At 34.7% G+C, this 17241-nt stretch carries 17 protein-coding genes; all 17 read right to left on the minus strand.

The window, feature by feature from the left end; genetic code table 11:
• Positions 1–94: 94 nt before the first annotated feature.
• Complete coding sequence (plsY, locus tag P3F81_RS06735) at positions 95–688, minus strand: glycerol-3-phosphate 1-O-acyltransferase PlsY (protein WP_147668914.1); 594 nt, start codon at positions 686–688, stop codon at positions 95–97.
• 22 nt (positions 689–710) lie between these two features.
• A complete protein-coding gene (gene der, locus P3F81_RS06740; RefSeq protein ID WP_147668917.1) occupies positions 711–2036 on the minus strand; it encodes a ribosome biogenesis GTPase Der in 1326 nt (441 codons plus the stop codon).
• 18 nt (positions 2037–2054) lie between these two features.
• Entirely contained in the window at positions 2055–3440 is a 1386-nt protein-coding gene (locus P3F81_RS06745; protein ID WP_147668919.1) for a DUF512 domain-containing protein, read from the minus strand.
• 77 nt (positions 3441–3517) lie between these two features.
• The gene (gene spoIIP / locus P3F81_RS06750) at positions 3518–4645 is read right to left on the minus strand and encodes a stage II sporulation protein P (protein ID WP_147668924.1); all 1128 of its coding nucleotides are present in this window, start codon (positions 4643–4645) and stop codon (positions 3518–3520) included.
• Positions 4632–5414 (minus strand): DUF1614 domain-containing protein, encoded by a 783-nt coding sequence (locus P3F81_RS06755; RefSeq protein ID WP_147668927.1) that lies wholly within the window; start codon positions 5412–5414, stop codon positions 4632–4634. The genes spoIIP and P3F81_RS06755 overlap by 14 nt, the downstream gene beginning before the upstream one ends.
• Before the next feature lie 116 nt (positions 5415–5530).
• On the minus strand, positions 5531–7501 hold the full coding sequence (locus tag P3F81_RS06760) for a bifunctional 4-hydroxy-3-methylbut-2-enyl diphosphate reductase/30S ribosomal protein S1 (protein ID WP_147668930.1): 1971 nt from the start codon (positions 7499–7501) through the stop codon (positions 5531–5533).
• Between the two features lie 24 nt (positions 7502–7525).
• The gene (locus tag P3F81_RS06765; protein ID WP_147668933.1) at positions 7526–8095 is read right to left on the minus strand and encodes a lysophospholipid acyltransferase family protein; all 570 of its coding nucleotides are present in this window, start codon (positions 8093–8095) and stop codon (positions 7526–7528) included.
• Between the two features lie 2 nt (positions 8096–8097).
• Positions 8098–8766: a (d)CMP kinase gene (cmk, locus tag P3F81_RS06770; RefSeq protein ID WP_147668936.1), complete on the minus strand. Its 669-nt coding sequence runs from the start codon at positions 8764–8766 to the stop codon at positions 8098–8100.
• A 13-nt stretch (positions 8767–8779) separates the two neighbouring features.
• Positions 8780–10075 (minus strand): 3-phosphoshikimate 1-carboxyvinyltransferase, encoded by a 1296-nt coding sequence (gene aroA, locus P3F81_RS06775; protein ID WP_147668939.1) that lies wholly within the window; start codon positions 10073–10075, stop codon positions 8780–8782.
• Between the two features lie 208 nt (positions 10076–10283).
• Positions 10284–10430: a hypothetical protein gene (locus P3F81_RS06780; RefSeq protein WP_177504095.1), complete on the minus strand. Its 147-nt coding sequence runs from the start codon at positions 10428–10430 to the stop codon at positions 10284–10286.
• 97 nt (positions 10431–10527) lie between these two features.
• On the minus strand, positions 10528–11763 hold the full coding sequence (locus P3F81_RS06785) for a BaiN/RdsA family NAD(P)/FAD-dependent oxidoreductase (RefSeq protein ID WP_147668942.1): 1236 nt from the start codon (positions 11761–11763) through the stop codon (positions 10528–10530).
• 14 nt (positions 11764–11777) lie between these two features.
• A complete protein-coding gene (locus P3F81_RS06790) occupies positions 11778–12503 on the minus strand; it encodes a pseudouridine synthase (RefSeq protein ID WP_147668945.1) in 726 nt (241 codons plus the stop codon).
• Positions 12504–12525: 22 nt separating this feature from the next.
• Positions 12526–13488 carry a hypothetical protein gene (locus tag P3F81_RS06795; protein ID WP_147668948.1) on the minus strand — a complete coding sequence of 321 codons (963 nt, stop codon included), beginning with the start codon at positions 13486–13488 and terminating at the stop codon, positions 12526–12528.
• Positions 13489–13504: 16 nt separating this feature from the next.
• On the minus strand, positions 13505–14785 hold the full coding sequence (locus P3F81_RS06800) for an FAD-dependent oxidoreductase (protein WP_147668951.1): 1281 nt from the start codon (positions 14783–14785) through the stop codon (positions 13505–13507).
• Between the two features lie 79 nt (positions 14786–14864).
• On the minus strand, positions 14865–15401 hold the full coding sequence (locus tag P3F81_RS06805; protein WP_147668954.1) for a spore maturation protein: 537 nt from the start codon (positions 15399–15401) through the stop codon (positions 14865–14867).
• 4 nt (positions 15402–15405) lie between these two features.
• On the minus strand, positions 15406–15990 hold the full coding sequence (locus P3F81_RS06810) for a nucleoside recognition domain-containing protein (protein WP_147668957.1): 585 nt from the start codon (positions 15988–15990) through the stop codon (positions 15406–15408).
• 69 nt (positions 15991–16059) lie between these two features.
• Positions 16060–17175, minus strand: a complete 1116-nt coding sequence (locus tag P3F81_RS06815) for a D-alanyl-D-alanine carboxypeptidase family protein (protein WP_309320197.1) — start codon at positions 17173–17175, stop codon at positions 16060–16062.
• Positions 17176–17241: the final 66 nt, after the last annotated feature.

The raw sequence follows: 17241 nt of genomic DNA on the forward strand, positions 1-17241 counted from the left end.
AATAATATATGACACTACGTCCAATATATTACAAAATATTAAAGATAAAAAAACTGAATCCATATATGAATTCAGTTTTTTTATCTTTAATATTTTATTTATTCCCAGCCTTAATTTTTACTTCCGTCCCTTTCAATAAACGAATAATATTCGATTTATGCCGATATATAACAAATCCGGCTGCTAATGCGCTAAAAATTATGTACTCTATTTGACCAATCCAAAAATAAGCAAGAATAGGAACTAATCCTGCAGCAACAATTGAAGCTAAAGATACATACTTTGTAAAAACCACAATTAGAACCCAAACAATAAATATAGCCAATGTCACTATAGGCATCAATATCGCAATAACACCAAGTCCTGTTGCTACACCTTTCCCCCCAGAAAAACGTAAAAATAGCGACCAATTATGTCCGATAATTACTGCGATCCCACCAATAATCATCGCTATAGGTGTGTTTAAAAAATAAATTCCAAGCAAAACACCTAAAATACCTTTTACAAAATCAGCAGCAAAAATTATTATTGCAGGATATATTCCTAACGTTCGATATGCATTCGTTGCCCCAATATTTTTACTACCGAACTTTCTCAAGTCAGTGTTCCAAAAAAGCTTTCCAAGAATCAAACCGCTTGGAATTGAACCTATCAAATATGCAATCGGTGCAATAAGAAACATTTCCATACGTATCGTCCTTTATTCAAAATTAAACTTCCTCTTCTTTTCTTCCACGTACAATTAATTTTAATGGTGTTCCTTCAAAACCAAAACTTTCCCTTAACTTATTTTCTAAAAATCTTAAATAAGAAAAGTGCATGATTTCAGGTTCATTTACAAAGAAAATAAACGTAGGAGGCTTAATATCTGCCTGTGTTGTAAAATATATTTTTAATCTTTTCCCTTTATGCGATGGTGGCGGATTAATCGCCGTTGCGTCTGTAATCACTTGATTCAAAACACTTGTTTGAATACGCATCGCTTGTTGTTCTGCTACATATTTCACTAAATCAGTCACACGATGTACTCTTTGTTTAGTTAATGCAGAAGTATATAGAACTGGCGCATATTGCATAAAGCCTATCTCATCCCGCAAATCTTCCGTAAAACGTAACGAAGTTTTATCATCCTTTTCTACTAAATCCCATTTATTAACTACAATAACTATACCTTTTCCAGCCTCATGCGCATAACCAGCAATTTTTTTATCTTGCTCAGTTATCCCTTCATCAGCATTAATGACCATCAAAACAACATCAGAGCGATCTACTGCACGAAGTGAACGCATAACACTATATCGTTCTATCGGTAAATCAATTTTAGCCTTACGACGCATCCCAGCTGTATCAATTAAAATAAATTTCGTATCATCTTTGACAAAATGAGTGTCAATCGCATCTCGAGTTGTCCCTGGAATATTGCTCACGATGACACGCTCTTGCCCGAGTAAAGCATTTACAAGCGAAGATTTGCCTACATTAGGTCTTCCAATTACTGCAATGCTAATTTCATCAGCTTCCTTCTCATCCACTGCATCCTTTGGAAAATTTTCAACTACTTGATCTAATAAATCTCCTAAATTTAATGCATTAGATGCGGATATAGGAATGGGATCGCCCAATCCTAAATTATAAAATTCATAAATTTCATTTTCTTTATTTGGACTATCCACCTTATTTACAGCAAGCAAGATCGGTTTCTTACTTGTACGTAAAATATGTGCAACCTCCTCATCGGCTGCTGTCATCCCTGTCTTTGCATCTACAACAAATACAACAACGTCAGCTTCTTCAATTGCTAAATTCGCTTGATGACGCATAGACGTTAAGATATGATCTGTTGTTTCAAGCTCAATCCCACCAGTATCAATCATTGTAAACTCAGTATTTAACCATTCTGCATCTAAATAAATACGATCACGTGTAACTCCAGGTATGTCTTCAACAATAGATACCCTCTTTTTCCCAATTTGATTAAACAATGTAGATTTACCAACATTCGGTCGTCCTACAATTGCGACTATTGGTTTACTCATTCTCATCCCTCATCTTTATCAATTATTTTTTGTATATGCACAATTTCCCTGCCAAGTATAATTCATGTCTTCAGTTTCATTTTCTTCCTTAACATTATTCCACATTTTTAACAAACGATTTAAATCTACTGCATCATGTGCAATTTGAACTTTTGCCCCTAATTCTTTTTCAATATCACTAATATGATAATCATCCAAAAATATATTTTCTCCTTTTCGCAAAGAAACACCAGGAATAATGATTCCGTCACGCTTTCCAGATAGGAATTTTAATTGCTGGATAATATCTTGTCCTGTTAAAAGACCCGTAACAGTAATATTTTCACCAAAAAATTTATTTTCAATAGGAATAACTCTAATGAACAAATTTTTTATCTCTAACTCACGTAATAATATCGATAATATTTTTTCGGCGGATTTGCCACACACAATATCTAAGTATATCGGCTCTTCATACGCATTGCAATCCTTATCTTGGCAAGCATTCCATTCCTCAATAAAATCTCTCGTAAGTCCAATACCATTCTCAAGTTGCGGAAAATCATCATAATAATCAGCATCTGGAATATCTTGATTAGCTAAAAAATAAAATTCGTCTCCTAAGTAAACAAAATTTTTTCCAAACTTCTTCCGTGCAATCAGCTGCCATTTTTCAACTTGCTCAATTATCTTCCCTGCTTGCTCCATTGAAAAACCTGTTAACGAATAACAACTTTCCCGATACTTTGTTAAGCCTACAGGAACAATAGCCAAGGATAAAACATTTTCTCCCATGTTAATTAAATCATGAATGGTTTGATCTAATATCTCACCATCATTAATTCCCGGACACAAAACAATTTGGGTATGAATTTGAATATCATTTTTAACTAAGTACTCAAGCTGCTCTATGATATTCGCCGCTCGCTTATTATTAAGCATCCGAGCTCTTAATTGTCCATTTGTTGTATGAACAGAAATAAATAATGGAGAAAGATGCAATTGTTTAATTCTTTTTAAATCCATTTCGCGAATATTAGTTAACGTAACAAAATTTCCATATAGAAAAGACATTCTATAGTCATCGTCTTTAATCGACAAACTGTCTCGCATATTAGGAGCAATTTGATCAACAAAGCAAAACCAACATTTATTTCCACAGCGTCGAATATTATCAAAAACAGCACTTTCGAATTCTACGCCCAATTCTTCATCATATTCTTTATCAAATTCAATAAGTTCTTGCTCACCATTTGCTTTTTCAATCAAAAGCTCTATTTCTTCTTCCGCAAATGCAAAACTTAAATCTATAATATCCATTAACTCCTGTCCATTTACACTAAGAATCCTATCCCCAATTTCCAAACCCAATTCTTCAGCTAAACTCTCTTTATGTATTCCGGCAATAACACCGTAATGACTCATTTTTCCACCCCATACCTACTTCATAAAACTATGCTAGGAGTAAAATAACACTCCTAGCATAGAAAATTTATATTCTGCTATTTTTCCTTATCTTTATTATATTTCTTTCCCCAAAAGTTTGCAAATTCTTTTCTGCGAAAATTACTCAGTTTACCTTTAGCTTCTCTCATACTACCAGTACTTAAAAATAAGAACACCGCCGTACCTATAACAAAAAATAAAATAATCCAACCAATAGATTTAACTGAACCCGATATTCCTGCTGCTGGTGTTCCAACGCCACTTTTCCCTTCAATATTACTATTATTAGCTGAAGTTACACCAATTACACTTGGAACAACTGCAGCAAACATAGCAATCCCACGTTCAGCTGCTTCACGATTATTGGTATGAGAGCCAACTTCAAGCAACATAGATTTAGGATGTAAATCTTGATTGTAGTCTCCACCTTTAGCAAAAAAGATTCCTTTAACTAATCCAGGATATTGTTCATCAGAGGCTGCCTTCATTTGAAGTGCATATTCTTCAATTTGCTTCCCTGTTGGTCCATATTTTCCTACAACCAATTGTATTTTTGTTATATCCTCGCCATTGATATTCGCCTGATATGCTTCCGGTGGTGTAGCATCACGATGAATGTCAAAAATCGCTGCCGGACTTTGCTTTAATAATTGAACGACTGTGCGCCTGGATCTTTCATATGCCATATCATCATGCGGTACATGATTTGTATCCACATGTATAGGCTCTAATCCTTCCTTAGCTAAAGCATCTGAAAATACATTTCCTACCTTGATAATCCCTCCATTCCCACTATCTGAACTTTCTGTCCCATCACTAGGAACATAAGCTTCATCATTATGCGTATGGTAAATCGCAATTTTTTTATTATCTTGCGCATAAACACGCTGCAATTCTAGTAAATCAGCAAAATTTGAAACAAAAAAATGACTTAATTGTGCAACATCTTTCTTTTCCAATAATTTCACATATGCAATTTGCCCTTGAATAGATGTAATTTGATATCTATTATTATCTTCGGTAATAAATTCATCACCAATACGAACTTTCCATCCAGTTGTATAAACGATTTTCCCACTATCGTCCACCATGTTATAATACATATTTTCCGCTTTTACATCTACTGTAACTAAAAGAAGCAAAACCGTTAAAAGCATAATATTTTTATATTTAATCATTTTCATTATTCCTTCTCCCTTGCTCTTTTAACTTTGAAGAAGTTTTTCGTTTTTGGTCAATAGATACAACGTCAGCCTTTTCTTTTTGCTCTAATTCAGTTAGTTCATCACTAAACTCATACATCGGTTGGATTTTATGAATCCGGTTATTAGCCCTGTGTCCACCTTGTAATTTTTCTCTTGTTTCTCCCACTAGCTCAGCAGTCATTACAGCAATTAAACCTGCAATAATTGTGACATCAAAAGCTCCTGCTCCACCTAATGCGCTTGTACCAACAATATTATTTCTTAATAACGTAATTAAGTGTACAACATCACTTAAAATCACACCTAAAACCCCACCAATAAAAGCACTTCGTCTCGATCTTCCGATTAAATACGCAATTAAACCAGCACCAACTCCATAAATAATTTTAGGGTCCATAAACATGGTTTCTGGTTCAAACGGAAAATATTTAGATCCTAAAAAAATAAATAAAGCAACCATAATTGATGCACCAATTGCACGAATCTTTTCAATCCCACGATCAGAAGTAAAAATTAACCATACCGACAATAAAAATGGCAATACTGCCCCACCTACATTTACAGAAACTTGAATTCTCCCTCCTTGAAAAAGTGGAAATTCTAAAAAACTCCCCATGATCATCAGAATGATAAAAATAACCGCTTGTCGATCATTTAATCGCATTCTATCTAAAAGCCGTTGCGCAACACCAAAATAAATTAAAACTCCAATAACTAGTAAAGCAATCATACCTATTGGAAAATTCATATTCTTATCACCTCTTAATTTAAGAATGGATTAAGAATATATTGCCCATTTTCGTCCACAAAATTCAAAAACATGACTTAGAAAGCCATGTTTTTGAATTAAATAATAATTTTTTATTAATCAGAAAAATTCTTGAAAAGATGTCCAAATTTATCTCCTAATGTATCATTTACAGCCTCTTGATGTTGAATATATTTTTTAAACTCTTCCCGCTCAGCATCTTGTTTCACTTGTAATAAACTTAATCCTATCCGCTTATTTTTTCTATCAATTTGGATTACTTTTACCTTCAAATCATCTCCAATATTAACGACTTCTTCTGCTTTATGTATACGTTTCTCAGTCAATTCATTTAAACGAACTAAACCTTCCAAAGCTCCATTAAATTTGACAAAAGCTCCAAAATCCATTAATTTAGTAACCTTTCCTTGAACAATCATACCTTCTTTAATTAAATCAACTTTATCAAGCCAAGGATCTCTAACTATATCTTTTAAACTTAAAGATATCCTTTTTGCTTCTTTGTCTATTTTTGTAACCATTACTTTTACGATATCACCAATACTCATAATTTCCGCTGGATCTTTTACCCGATGCCAAGCCATATCCGAAATATGAAGCAATCCATCAAATCCACCAATATCAATAAAAGCACCATATTTTACAAAGCGTTTTACAGAACCCTCAAGAATCTGATTTATAGCTAAAGAATCGAAAAGCTCATTTTCCTTTTTTGCTTTCTCAATTTCTAATAAAGAACGTCTAGATAAAATAACTTTTTGTTTATCTTTATCAACTTCAATTATAATAAAGCTGTATGCATTTCCTACATATTGAGTCAAATCTTCAATATAATGCAAATCAATTTGCGATGCTGGGACAAATCCTCTAAGCCCAAAAACAGATAAAACTAATCCCGCTTTCACTGCTTCTAAAACTTTCAACTCTAACACGGTTTTATTTAACATAGCATCTTTTATTTTATCCCATGCAACAACCTTATCTGCTCTAATCTTTGATAAAAGCAATCCATTTTTTCCATCAACCTCTACTACAAATACATCAATTTTATCACCTATTTTTATGATATCTTCAATATTTTCCGGTTGTGGAAATGCTAATTCATTGATTGGTATAATCCCTTCTGATTTATAGCCAATATCAACAAATACTTCATTATTGTATATACTAATTATTTTGCCTTGTACAATATCACCTTGTTGTATTTCCTTTAAATCGTCACCTAAAAAGTTTTCCATTTGATTCATTTTATGATAAACCTCCTCTATCAACCAATCTGGTGTTGATGCTCCAGCTGTTATTCCTATTGTATTTATGCCTTTATTAAACCAATTATCATTTATTTCATTTACTGTTTCTATATGATACGTATGTTTGTTTTTTTTCAAACAAAGTTCTGCTAATCTTGTAGTGTTCGCACTATTTTTTCCTCCAATAACAATCATCATATCGACTTGATTAGCTAACTCCACTGCAGCCTCTTGCCTCTTTTCAGTAGCATTACAAATTGTGCGCTCAACTTTTACATTTTCTACTCTTTCAATTAAAGAATCCACTATTTTCTGAAATTCTTCGCCTGAAAAAGTAGTTTGTGCCACAACCCCAACCTTATTAAAGAAAACTATATCATTTAACTCGGCTTCATGTTCAATAATAATAGCTCGATTTTTAGACCACTCAAAAATACTTTTCACTTCCGGATGTGATTTTTCACCAACAATAATCACCTGATAGCCTGCTTCCGACAACTCATATGCCGCCATCTGTGCCTTTTTTACATGTGGACAAGTTGCATCTACTAAAGTTAGCCCCTTCTCCTCAGCTTGTTCATAAACCTTTGGTCCTACACCATGCGAGCGAACAATAACAGTTCCTTGTCTTATATCATCAAGGGAGTGAACCATTCCTACTCCTTCATTCGCTAATTTTTCAACCATTTGAGGATTATGGATAATTGGTCCTAACGTATACGCTTTTCCTTCTAAACTAACACTATCTTGCGCTATTTTTACTGCTCTTTTTACGCCATAGCAAAAGCCATGATGTTTCGCTAATATTACTTTCATTATTAAATATCTATAATTATGAATTTAACATTTAATTAAATTCATAATTTCCTCCATAATTTCTTCTGAAAATTTTTGTAGTTGCACCTTATCAGCTTGCTCACCTTCAAAGGTAATTGCTTTCCCATATTTAACCTCAAAAGGCCCAAAAATTTTATTTGTCCCAATTACAGCAGTTGGAATAACCGGAACCCCAGCTTTAATTGCGATTAATGCAACCCCGGGCTCAGCTTTACCGATATTCCCATTTTTACTACGCGTGCCTTCTGGGAATAATCCTAAACATTCTCCATCTTTCAATAGTTGAATAGAGTTCCTAATCGCAGAACGATCTGCTGCACCTCGTTTAACAGGAAAAGCATATAATTTTTTTATTATAGTTCCCAATAAAGGAATTTTAAACAATTCTTCTTTTGCCATAAAATGTACATATCTAGGTACATAGGTTGCAGCTAAAGGAGGATCCCATAAACTCAAATGGTTTGCCGCAATAATAACTCCTCCATGAGTTGGAATATTTTCTATCCCAGATATTTTACAGCGAAAAATTACATTAAATATAAACTTAAATAAACTTTTTAAAAACTTATACATAATTATGCCCTTTCACATAATTTTATTATAGAATCTACAGCTTCATGAATGCTCATATTCGTCGTATCAATTAAAACTGCATCTTTTGCCTGAATAAGTGGAGATATTTCCCGTTCACTATCAGCTTTATCTCGCGCAGCTATTTCTAGCTGCAGCTCCTTTAATCCAATCTCATATCCCTTATTCTTCAACTCTTTCCAACGCCTCATTGCACGTTCTTCAATCGAAGCGGTTAAAAAAACTTTTATTTCAGCATTTGGTAATACATGCGTACAAATATCTCTACCATCCATGACTACGCCACCATTAAGCGCCATATTCTGTTGTAAATTTACCATTTTAGCTCTAACTTCACCTATTTGTGCCACTTTTGATACCAATCCAGTGACCTCCGGCGTGCGTATTTGTTCTGTAATATCAAATTCATCCATAAACACTAAAACTTTATCGTTCCCATATTTTAATTGTAGCTGAATATTTTTTAACACGTCTAAGATTGCAGTCTTAGACGCTCCTTTATCTTCTTTTAAAACTTTCCAAGCTACAGCTCGATACATAGAACCAGTATCGATATATGTATAATTCATCTTTTTTGCAACTAATCGTGCTACGGTACTCTTTCCTGCCCCTGCCGGCCCATCCATTGCGATTACTAATTTCTTCTTATTCATTTTTATCTCCTCATTACTTTTTTAGCTCATTTAAAACAGTATAAAAATTAGGATAAGATATATCCACACAATGCGGAGACTGAATTGTAACACCATGTGCAGCCATGCCTGCGATTGCCAATGCCATTGCAATACGATGATCATGATAAGAGTAGCACTCTGCTTCTTTTAAAGCTGCCTTTCCATGAATAATTAATCCGTCGTCAGTAGCCTGGATCTTTGCTCCCATTTTCGTGAATTCTGCCTCAATTGCTGCTAATCGATCCGTTTCCTTCACTCTCAACTCTCCAGCACCAGAAATAATTGTATCACCTTCAGCAAACATTGCCGCAACAGTAAGAATTGGAATTTCGTCAATTAGCCTTGGCATAATTTCTGCACCAAAAGTGACACCTTTTAATTCTGCTGATCTTACGATAAAATCTGCAACTGGTTCTTTTCCACTCCACTTTTCGTTTACTATCTCAATATTAGCTCCCATATCTTTTAAAACATCTAAAATACCTGTTCTTGTAGGATTAATTCCAATGTTACGAATGATCAATTTACTATTAGGTATAATTGAAGCTGCTACCAGCCAAAAAGCCGCTGAACTTATATCCCCTGGAACGACAATTTCCTCTGGAGACACAAATTTATCTACTTTTTTAATTCCTATAGACGTACCAAACTTTCTTAATTTAACTCCAAACGTTTCAAACATTCTTTCTGTATGATCTCGTGAAGTATAAGGTTCAGTAACAATCGTTTCTCCCTCAGCATACATACCAGCTAATAAAATAGCCGATTTCACTTGTGCACTTGCCATGGGCATAGCATAGTTAATTGCTTGAAGCTTATCCACAGGAATAATTGCAAGTGGCAAGTATTTAGAATCTTCGCGAGAAACAAGCTTTGCTTTCATTTCACTTAAAGGATTAATTACCCTACGCATAGGGCGTTTTCTTAACGATTGATCCCCAGTAAATGTTGAAAAGAAAGGTTGTGCGGCTAAAATTCCCATCATTAAACGTAATGTAGTCCCTGAATTTCCGGCATCTAAAACATCTGATGGCTCTGTTAATCCATGAATACCTTTCCCATAAATGACAATTTCATTTTCATTAATAAAATCAACCTTAACCCCTAACGCTTGTATACATTTCACTGTAGATAAGCAATCTTGGGAGTTCAAAAAATTTTTAATTCTTACCGGTTTATCTCCAAGTGCAGAAAACATAACACTGCGATGAGAAATAGACTTATCTCCTGGAATGAAAAAATCTCCTTTTAATCCTTGTCCCGCTATAATTTTCATTATATCTTTCATCAATTAGCCCTCTCCAGTTCTATAAAAATATATAAAATAATTTAAACATTCCACTGAAATCATCTAGCTAATTTTAAGCTTATAGTACTAGAACGTCTCTATAAATTCTTTAAACATTAGTCTTTCTAATTATCAGATAAAATTACAAATATCTGTTTCTTATTCTACCCAAACTCCTTTTCTTCCTGCTAAAACTATATTTAGTTCATCATTTAATTCTAATTCCCTCCAATTTATCTACAATCGATAAACACATAACAAAGAAATCATTACACATTAGACTTTGTACGCCTATTAGAAAAATCATCAAACATAATGTAGCACGAAATAAAAATTTTTCAATATACTTATCCATTTTTTCATCTCCGATAATTTCATAATGAAAAAGGATAGAATAACTAATTATTCTATCCTACCTTTTATTTATTATAAACAAATTTTAACAGATTAATCTAATCGGCTGCATAAAATCCCGCAACGTAGCCCGTTGAAAATGCGGCCTGTAGATTATAGCCTCCAGTTAAGCCATCAATATCAATTACTTCTCCAGCAAAATATAACCCTTGGATTATTTTAGATTCCATCGTTCGAGGATTTATTTCTTTGATATTTATCCCGCCAGCCGTTACAATCGCCTCACTTACCGGCCGAGTTCCTTTGATTGTTAAGGTCAATCCCATAATCGTTTCAATTAAACGTTGACGTTCTTCTTTTGTCACCTGATTTATCGGTTTTTCAGGATCAAGATAAGCTAAATCCATAATGACAGGAATTAATTTTGCCGGAAGCAATTCTCCTAAAGAATTCTTTATCTGCTTACGAATAAACTTATCAAAGTCTCGCTGAATCCGTTTATTTAATACTTCTTCCGTTAATGCTGGTTTTAAATTAATAACCAGCTCAATAAAATTATCTTTATTCAAATTTTCCGCAACTAACCTACTTAAAGATAAAATAATCGGACCAGATACCCCATAATGAGTGAATAACATCTCCCCAAAATCTTCTCCAGCTTTAATCCCATTCACTAATATGGTCGCCCTTATATTTTTTAACGACAAACCCTGCGCATCTTTTACCCACTCATCTTCAGTTTCTAATGGAACCAAAGAAGGATGAATTTTTATAATACTATGTCCTAATTCTTTTACTAAGGTGTACCCATCTCCAGTCGACCCTGTTCCAGGATACGAAGCTCCACCTGTAGCTAAAATAACTGCATCGACAGGATATATTCCCCCACTTATACTTTTAACCCCAGTTATTTTTCCATCCGCGCTTTGAATTTTACTCACAGCCTGATCAGTAATAATTTCAACACCTAAGCGATTTGCCTCATGCACTAGAGCATTTACAACATCTGCCGCTTTATCACTAACGGGAAACACCCTGCCGCCCCGTTCTACTTTTGTTGGGACATCCAATTGATGAAAAAAATCTACAACATCTTCATTGCTATACTGGCTAAATGCGCTATACAAAAAACTTCCATTTCCAATCATATTTTTTATATACTCTTGCTTACTTGCTGTGTTCGTAATATTGCAACGCCCTTTTCCAGTAATCAATAATTTCTTACCTACTCGCTTCATCTTCTCTAAAACTGTAACGTTTGCCCCAGATCGTGCTGCATAAATCGCGGCAATTAAACCAGCTGCACCGCCACCAATTACAATTACTTTTTTCATTTTTACTACTCCTGTTATCCATTGATAAAATTCTTTAATCGATCAATTTCCTGTTGTGATAAAGTTCTGTATTGGCCGCGTCGTAGCCCTTTTAAGTCCAAATTAGCAAACTCTATTCGTTTCAAGCTTTTCACTGGATGCTTAATTGCTTCACACATTCGCCTTATCTGCCTATTTTTTCCCTCATGAATAATAACTTCAATTTCAGCTGTATTTGTTAAAGCATCCCCATTCAGCAACCGAATTCTTGCTGGTGCAGTGATTCCATCTTCTAAACGAATACCGACTCTTAACAAATCCAACTTCTCTTCCGTTGGTATACCAAAAACTTTTGCAATATACGTTTTATAGATTTTATATTTAGGATGAATCAATTGATTTGTTAGTTCACCATCATTCGTTAATAATAAAACGCCTTCTGTATTATAGTCTAATCGTCCAACAGGATAAACGCGTTGGTCTACCTCAGTTAACAAATCAACGACTGTTTTTCTTCCCCGTTCATCTTTTGCCGTTGTTACAACACCTTTAGGCTTATTTAATAAAATATAAATAGGTTCTTCTAGCGCAATTGGTTTTCCATCTACAAGAACCTTATCTTTCTTTATATCAACTTTAGTACCTAGCTCCATAATAATTTTTCCATTAACGCTAACTCTACCCGCTAAAATCAATTTTTCAGCTTCACGTCTTGATGCAACCCCTGCTTGACTCATTACTTTTTGTAAACGTTCCAAAATTCCTACCCCTTTTAAAGCTTATTTAATTTTGCATAATTTGATTAAAATCAACTTGCATTTTACATAATTTCATCATTTGATTATCATGATTCATCTGCTGGCAACTGCCGCAAATACCTTCGCCACAGCACATTGTAGCATTATTGGTTACCGCCATTGGTATATTATACCCATAATCATTTAATCCATTTATTAAGCCTCGATGCTGACTGTCTGGGCCAGCACTAATCACTAAATCAATTTTCCGATCATTAAGCAACTCTTTTAATAGTACAAACCCAGTTTTTCTTAAACTATCTACATCATATACTAAAACACCTTGCTTGCGCAATTTTTCACCAACAAATATTTTTCCCACTTTACCAGGGGCAAGAATGGCTGTAATCATATTGTTATTTTCAACAAGCTTATGTATTACAGAAGATGCAGGTGCCTGACCAATTCCCCCAGCTACCAATAATATATTACTCTCTTTTATATTGTCAATCCATGGTTTTCCAAGCATTCCATTATAGTAAGGCCCTCTTACAAGAATATTCCCATCGTTAATAAATAAACGAGCTGATTTTGCGCCGACAATCTCAACTGCAACTGTTATTATATTTTTCTGTACGGCCATCACCCCTACAGGAAAACAGCAACATCCCTCATCTTCCGCATTACGTAAAAATACAAAAGCTCCTACTTCGTCTAATCTTTCTGCTAATTCTTGACTTACCGTAAACTCAATGATATAAGTTTTTTCATTGAGTTTTTCTTTAATAGAAAATTGAGTTTTTTCTTCAACTCTAGATATTTTATTAGTAGCAATACATTTTTTTTGCCAAAAATTTTCATACAAAATGCATACACCTTGCCAGTCACAATCACAAAATTCTTTTCCCTGCAATTGCGAACAATACACACAATGGTTTGTATCTGCTAAAAGGCAAGGACAATAAGACGAATTGATATCAATGCATCTTTTTATTAACTCTTTTAACATAGTAGCTCCCCCTTGCCTATACTAAACATTTATAATAAATATCTTTTAGTCCAGCTTTTTCAATATTTTGCTGAATAAATTCAGAATTAATTTCATAAAGACCTTCTTCTTTCATTCGATTAAAATAAACTGACCCAGAAAAAGTATAGCGGATCCTTCTACCGCTTTCATCATTCATTTTTCTTTGTACAAATTCGATAAAATCACCAATTGCGATTGTATTGGGCAAAACTAAATATTCCATATCTAAGCTGCACCGAACTGCATTATGTCCGGCAAGTAATCCAGTTACAATAGCTTCTGTATGCCCTACAATTGTACCTGATTTTTCTCCTGCACAAAATAAATTGTCAATATCATCAACTCGTAGAGTACAATCACATGGAGCTATTGCTAAATAGCGCATCGAATTCCCAACTCCGCCAGAATAAGGATCTTCATAACGCGCTTTTTCTAGTCCATGAATTTTTCTTAAATCCATTAACGGAAAATAAGATGTCATCAATTTTGCATGGCCAGTATCCAGTAATATAATATTTTCTGCAAATGCATCTAGTGCATATTGACTACAAGCTTTCTTTAATAAGCCACCTTTTTTTCTTAGTCCTTCTGGAATTTTTAATACAACAACACCTTTGCGTTCTAGTTCTGCTTTTAATTCATCGCTCAATGAATCCTTATTAATTTTACACGAACCACTCATCGCACCTACTGAACCATCTGCTTTTTCACCGAAGAACTCTTTCACCCCCGCCTTGCCACTAAGGCTAATTCTCGGGCCAAAAGATGGACAGCGAAGAATGCACATCGCACAACCATTTCCATAACGCAAACAATTTCCCATCGGGCCAGCACTACCTGTTGCATCTATAAAAGCATCCCCCTGTAATATTTCTCCATTATCAAGAGCAACTGCTTCTATATGCCGCCCTGCCTTCTTCACATTATTTACTCTAACTTGTGTTTTTATTTCAACACCATACTCTAAAAGAATTTTTTTTATCATTGGTTCCATCGTAGTTACATCATATAAAGATGCATGCTGATGCCCTGGAAAGTCAATATTTGTATGACGAGAGTTTTCGTCCATTACTTTAAAAAACTCTCCCGCGCCCATGGCAATACTTTCTTCAGCAGCTGTATATCTTCCATTATTGCGGAAGATTCCCCCCACGAGTCCAGTTCCTAATAGTAGATCGGTTCTTTCAATTAAAATAACTTTAGCACCAGCTTTGGCCGCCGAAAGTGCGGCTGCGCATCCCGACCAGCCGCCTCCACTTATCACTACATTACTCAAGGCTTTCCCTCCCTGCCTAAAATCTTAATTCCATAGTATTCAGGCAAGTTAAAAATGCCACAGATCTAAGATGAAAAAGCTAGGTAAACAATAAAGAACCTAGGTAAACAGCAGTGAAAAAAGCTACCAAATCCGCAAATAGTCCAGTAAAAATAGAGTATCCTACTTTACTAATTCCTACTGAGCCAAAATAAACTGCTAAGATGTAAAAAGTAGTATCACTACTCGCCATAATCGTCGCAGCTATTTTACCATAAAGAGAATCAACGCCATAAAAATTCATTAAATCTACGCCTAAGCCCATTGTTCCCGTACCTGATAATGGTCGCATCATCGCTAAAGGAATTAATTCACTAGGTATTCCTAAAACTCTGAAAAGAGGGGCACCAAAGGATAAAAATTCCCCCATTGCTCCTGATGATCGAAAAACTTGGATGGAAACCATCATCGCAACTAAAAAAGGTATAATTTTTACTACTGTATGGATACCCTCAGCTGCTCCTTCAACAAAGCATTCATAAACTTTTATTTTCTTAATCAAGCCAAGTACGATTATACTAGTGATAATCATTGGAACGGACCATATCGATACTGCCTGTATGAAATCGCCAAACATAGCATCACCTCAATCGCAATATTTTTCTGCATAAAAAATCCATGCCAAGACCTGCAATTGTCGCTATACAGCTTACCATAAGTACACAACCTACAATGTCTGTCGGTGTAGCAGCCCCCATAGCCGATCTTAACGCAATGATGGTCATCGGAACTAGAGTCGTTCCGGTTGTACATAAAACTAAGAAAGTACACATCGCCGGTGTTGCTTTCTTTTTTTCTTTATTTAAGGTTTGCAATTGCTGCATGGCTTTTATTCCCAAAGGTGTTGCAGCATTTCCAAGGCCTAGCATATTTGCACTTATGGTCATAACAATCGCACCAAGCGCAGGATGGTTAGCTGGAATGCTAGGAAAAATCAATCTCAATAATGGCTTTAAATTTTTTGCCAAAAAACGAATCATCCCTGCTTGCTTTGCAATGTTCATCAGGCCTAGCCACAGACACATCATACCAAGCAAATTTAAAGATAATAAAACGGCATCTTGGGCAGCTTTTATCGCACTTTCTGTTACAAATTCAATATTTCCACAAAATCCAGCATAAATAATTCCGAACACAAGAAAAAATCCCCATATATAATTTATCATTGATCGCCACACCTCCTATTCCAAGGTATGAATAAAAACAATAAAAAAAGAACGACTTTAATAGTCGCTCTAGAAAAACTTCGTCATGAATAAATTAAATACTTTATTTAATGATCTATATACAGTTTGAAAAAACGATTTTTTATCTACGCCATTGGCAGCTATCAAATCCGTTGTTGCTACTTCTTTATTATTATACATAATTTTTAAAGTTCCTAATTTAGTTCCTTCATGGAAGCCTGCTTCTATTTTTTCTGGTAAGTCAATCACCGTGACAAAATTCTTTTTGTCTTCATCGACCATTGGAACAACAATATCATTTTTAGCAACAACATCTACATCTGATTTAACACCATAGTTTACTGAAACATTTTTTATGACAGCATTGGCATTATATAATTTTACTGCTTTTATTTTTTGGAAACCATAATCTAACAGCGCAATTGAGTCATTCCACATAAATTCACTATCTAACACAACTGCAACCAATTGAATCCCATCACGCTTAGCCGCGGATACTAAACAACGACCTGCTGCATTTGTATATCCGGTCTTAACACCATTTCCACCTTCGTAAAGCCACAACATTCTATTTTCATTAAATAACTCTCTGCCATAATCATTCGTTGCCCACGGAATAATTTTAGTCTTTGTGCTTACAATCTCTTCAAATAAAGGATTTCTATAGCCATAAGCAGCAATAAGTGCTAAATCATGCGCTGTCGAATAATGATTAGTGTCAGGTAATCCACTCGAATTCGTAAAAGCTGTGTGAACTGCTCCAATTTCATGGGCCTTTTTGGTCATCATCTTTGCATATGCATCAACTGAACCCGCAATGTGTTCCGCTACTGCTACCGTTGCATCATTTCCAGATACAAGCATCACACCGTATAAAAGATCTCTCAATGTTAATTTTTCTCCATGTTCAAGCCATAAAGAAGAGCCTTCAGTTTTGGATGCATTTTCACTCGCCTCAATAACATCATTTAAATTGCCGTTTTCCAAAGCAACAATCAGCGTCATCATTTTTGTCGTACTTGCAGGATACCTTCTGCTTTCAGCATCCTTAGCATACAATACCTTTCCTGTCGTCGCGTCCATAACAATTGCAGATTTAGCTGTCAATGCGGGTTCACTACTTGCAAAACAATTCGTTCCCCCCATATTTATTAAAAATATCATACATAATATTATCTTCCATAAATTTACCATAAACCTATTATTGAGCTCCCTTCAAATCAAACGGAT

Origin of the sequence: Selenobaculum gibii (assembly GCF_030273445.1) — a bacterium.
Lineage (GTDB): Bacteria > Bacillota > Negativicutes > ICN-92133 > ICN-92133 > Selenobaculum > Selenobaculum gibii.